The sequence below is a fragment of the Flavobacterium sp. genome (assembly GCF_044361065.1).
In the GTDB taxonomy this organism is placed as follows: domain Bacteria; phylum Bacteroidota; class Bacteroidia; order Flavobacteriales; family Flavobacteriaceae; genus Flavobacterium.
The window spans coordinates 1-3,335 of record NZ_JBIKJI010000194.1; the positions used below are offsets into that span (position 1 = coordinate 1).

Consider the following 3,335-nt stretch of genomic DNA (forward strand, 5'->3'; position numbering starts at 1 on the left):
TCGTAGCTCTTGTAGCCAAACCACATGCGTTATTGTGTTTTAAAATAGCAAAAGTTGGATCGTTATGTTTGAACTCATTTATTAAATTTACAGAAGCATCAACGTCTAATAAATTATTATAAGACAATTCTTTTCCGTGAAGTTTGGTAAACATTTTATCAAAATCTCCAAAGAAAAATCCTTTTTGATGTGGGTTTTCACCATAACGTAAAATTTGCCCTTTTTCTTCGCTAATTTTTAAATAAGTATCTTCAGTATTGAAGTAATTAAAAATGGCCGTATCGTAATTTGATGAGGTATGAAACGCTTTAGTAGCCAACAATTTTCTTTGTTCAATAGAAGTAGCGCCTTGATTTTCAGAGTAAAAATTCAAGAAAGTAGCATATTCATCTACAGATGCCACAATCACAGTATCTTTAAAGTTTTTCGCTGCAGCGCGAATTAATGAAATCCCACCAATATCAATTTTTTCGATACTATCAGCTTCACTTGCTCCTGAAGCAACCGTTTTTTCAAATGGATATAAATCTACAATTACCAAATCAATTTGAGGAATATCAAATTCTGTCATTTGGGCTACGTCGCCTTCGTGATCTTGACGGTTTAAAATTCCACCAAAAATTTTTGGATGTAAGGTTTTTACTCTACCGCCTAAAATAGAAGGATAAGAAGTTACATCTTCTACAGCTACAACAGGAACTTGTAAATTTTTAATAAAATCTTCGGTACCACCTGTAGAATAAATTGTTACATTATTTTGATGAAGTGCTTTAATGATTGGTTCTAAACCAGTTTTGTCAAATACAGAAATTAATGCCGATTTGATTTGTTTTGTGTGAGTCATTATGTTGTTGTTTGTTTTGAACTGCAAAAGTAACAATTTGATTAAGAAAATCCAATAGTTATAAACTGTAAATGAGAAACATTTCTAAATAATTTTCCTCTAAAAATTGTAACAAATATTCCTTTTTGACTACAAATATTTAAGATATACATTTTATGATACTATATATTCGTTTACTTAAAGAAAGTTATGCTTTTGCTTTTAATGCACTGAGAAGTAATAAATTACGAACGTTTCTTTCTTTACTTGGAGTTACTGTAGGTATTTTTTCTATTATTGCGGTTTTAGCAGCAGTGGATTCATTGAAGAAAAATATTGTTGACAGTTTAGACGGAATGGATAAAAACACCATTTATTTATTTAAATATTCTTTTGGACCAACGGAAGTTGAAAAATGGAAGCGCGACCAATTTCCGCAGGTAAAATACGATGAATATCAATATTTGCAAAAAAGTATGCCTGATATTGATAAAATTTCATTTAATTTTTTTACGAAAAATCAAAGTATTAAATATGACGACAATACAGTAAATTCTATTCGAGTGAAGCCTTCTACAAATGAATTTTTTGAAATTGAACCATTTAAAGTCGAGAAGGGTAGATTGTTTAATGAAGTCGAATCCAATTCAGGTACATCAGTAATTGTAATTGGAAGTGAAGTTGCAGAAGGTTTATTTAAAGGTAACGAACCTATTGGAAAGCAAATTAGACTTTACGGTCAACGTTTTACAGTAATTGGTGTGTTGAAAAAAATGGGTCAAAACGCCTTTGGGGATTCTAATGATGTGGCTGTTTTTTTACCTGTAAATAATATGAGAAAACTATATGGTGATAACAGTGTTATTTTTACGCCAGCCATTTTAATCAAACCAAAAGCCGGAGTTGATATTGAAGAATTTAAAGCGGAATTGACTAATAAAATGAGGAATATAAGAGGTTTGCGAGCGGGAGAAATTAATAGTTTTTTTGTAAATATTCTGTCTGGTTTTACCAATTTTATTGATGACATTATTGGCAAAATGAATATTGCAGGATGGGGAATAAGTATTTTTTCTCTTTTAGTTGGTGGTTTCGGAATTGCAAATATTATGTTTGTTTCTGTTAAAGAACGCACTAATTTAATTGGAATTCAAAAAGCTTTAGGCGCAAAAAACCGATTCATCTTGTTTCAATTTTTATTTGAAGCTGTTATTTTGGCAATGTTTGGTGGATTAATTGGAATTGTTTTGGTTTGGTTAATTGCCTTAGTTTTAACAAACGTATTAGATTTCGAGTTTGTTTTGAGTTCTTTTAATATTTTATTAGGCTCAAGTTTGTCCATAATTATCGGATTAATTTCAGGGATTTTACCCGCTATTTCAGCTTCAAGATTAGATCCTGTAGAAGCCATTCGAACAGGGATGTAATTCTTTTATTCAATAAAAAACCCGATTTGTTTTTGATACAAATCGGGGTTTTTGGTTTTATAGTTGTATTAATTATAACACGTATTTTAAGCTAAAAACTACAAAACGAGGTTGTACATAAAAACTCGAAAAGTTTGTAGAACCACCTAAGGCATTAAAACTATTGTCGTTTAGTGCTGTTGTGTTTAATAAGTTGGTAGCACTTACTTTATACTCAAATTTACTATCTCTTTTTTGGTATGATAAGGATGCGGTTAAGAAATCATATTCAGTATCAAAAGTTTTCGCTTTATCTCTGTTGTGAAAGAAATTGTATTCAGATGTAAATGAAAAGGCATCTAAAAAGAAATATTCTAGCGTTACCGATGGATTATCTACATAATTTATCTGATTTTGAAAATCGTTTATTCTGTATTCGTAGGCCAATTCAATATTCGGTATTTTTTTGAAATTGGTTGAAAATTTCATTTCATAAATTTGTGTAAATGATTTGGTGTTCTGAATAAACTCAGAATTATCAGGATTTACTCGAATATTGTTATTTGTGCTTTTACTTAAATTTACAATTCCATTTGCTTTAAAATAACGGGCAAACGATTTTCCATAATTAAAAAATCCTGAAAGCGACTCATTTGGAAAATTAGAATTGATGTTTACCGAACTTGAAACTTGATTAATACCTGTTAATAAAGCACGATTGGTAATAATTTCAGTTTGTTTTGAATAGGTAATATTAGCAGAAATATTTTCCATATTAAACATACTAAATTTAAAAAAACGCAAAGAGTGTACTTGTGAAATTGAATTTTCTAAGAATCTATTTCCGCTAAATAAACTGTTATAATTTGAAAACACATACCCTTGTGCCAATTTTACGACATCTGTAAAATTATTGGTTAATGAAAAATTGTAGGATAATGTTTGTGATTTTTTCATTTGCCATAATGCAAAGAAATCAGGTAAAACTCTATTGAAACTCATATTATTTACGCTGTTCAATTGGGTGTCACTGGTATTAAATTGATGTAAAGTAACTCCTGGATTAAAAGTAAATTTCCCAACCAACATTTTATAATGTAAGCCTA

At 29.7% G+C, this 3,335-nt stretch carries 1 protein-coding gene and 2 pseudogenes; 1 reads left to right on the top strand and 2 read right to left on the bottom strand.

Annotation, left to right across the window (positions count from 1 at the left end):
* Nucleotides 1–844 (bottom strand): annotated as a pseudogene (locus ACIQ11_RS09735) (bifunctional phosphoribosylaminoimidazolecarboxamide formyltransferase/IMP cyclohydrolase PurH); the annotation flags it as partial.
* 155 nt (nt 845–999) lie between these two features.
* Between ACIQ11_RS09735 and ACIQ11_RS09740 the strand changes: the two are divergent.
* Nucleotides 1,000–2,250 carry an ABC transporter permease gene (locus tag ACIQ11_RS09740; protein WP_396154444.1) on the top strand — a complete coding sequence of 417 codons (1,251 nt, stop codon included), beginning with the start codon at nt 1,000–1,002 and terminating at the stop codon, nt 2,248–2,250.
* A 72-nt stretch (nt 2,251–2,322) separates the two neighbouring features.
* Here the strand turns inward: ACIQ11_RS09740 and ACIQ11_RS09745 are convergent.
* Nucleotides 2,323–3,335, bottom strand: a pseudogene (locus tag ACIQ11_RS09745) (TonB-dependent receptor); the annotation flags it as partial.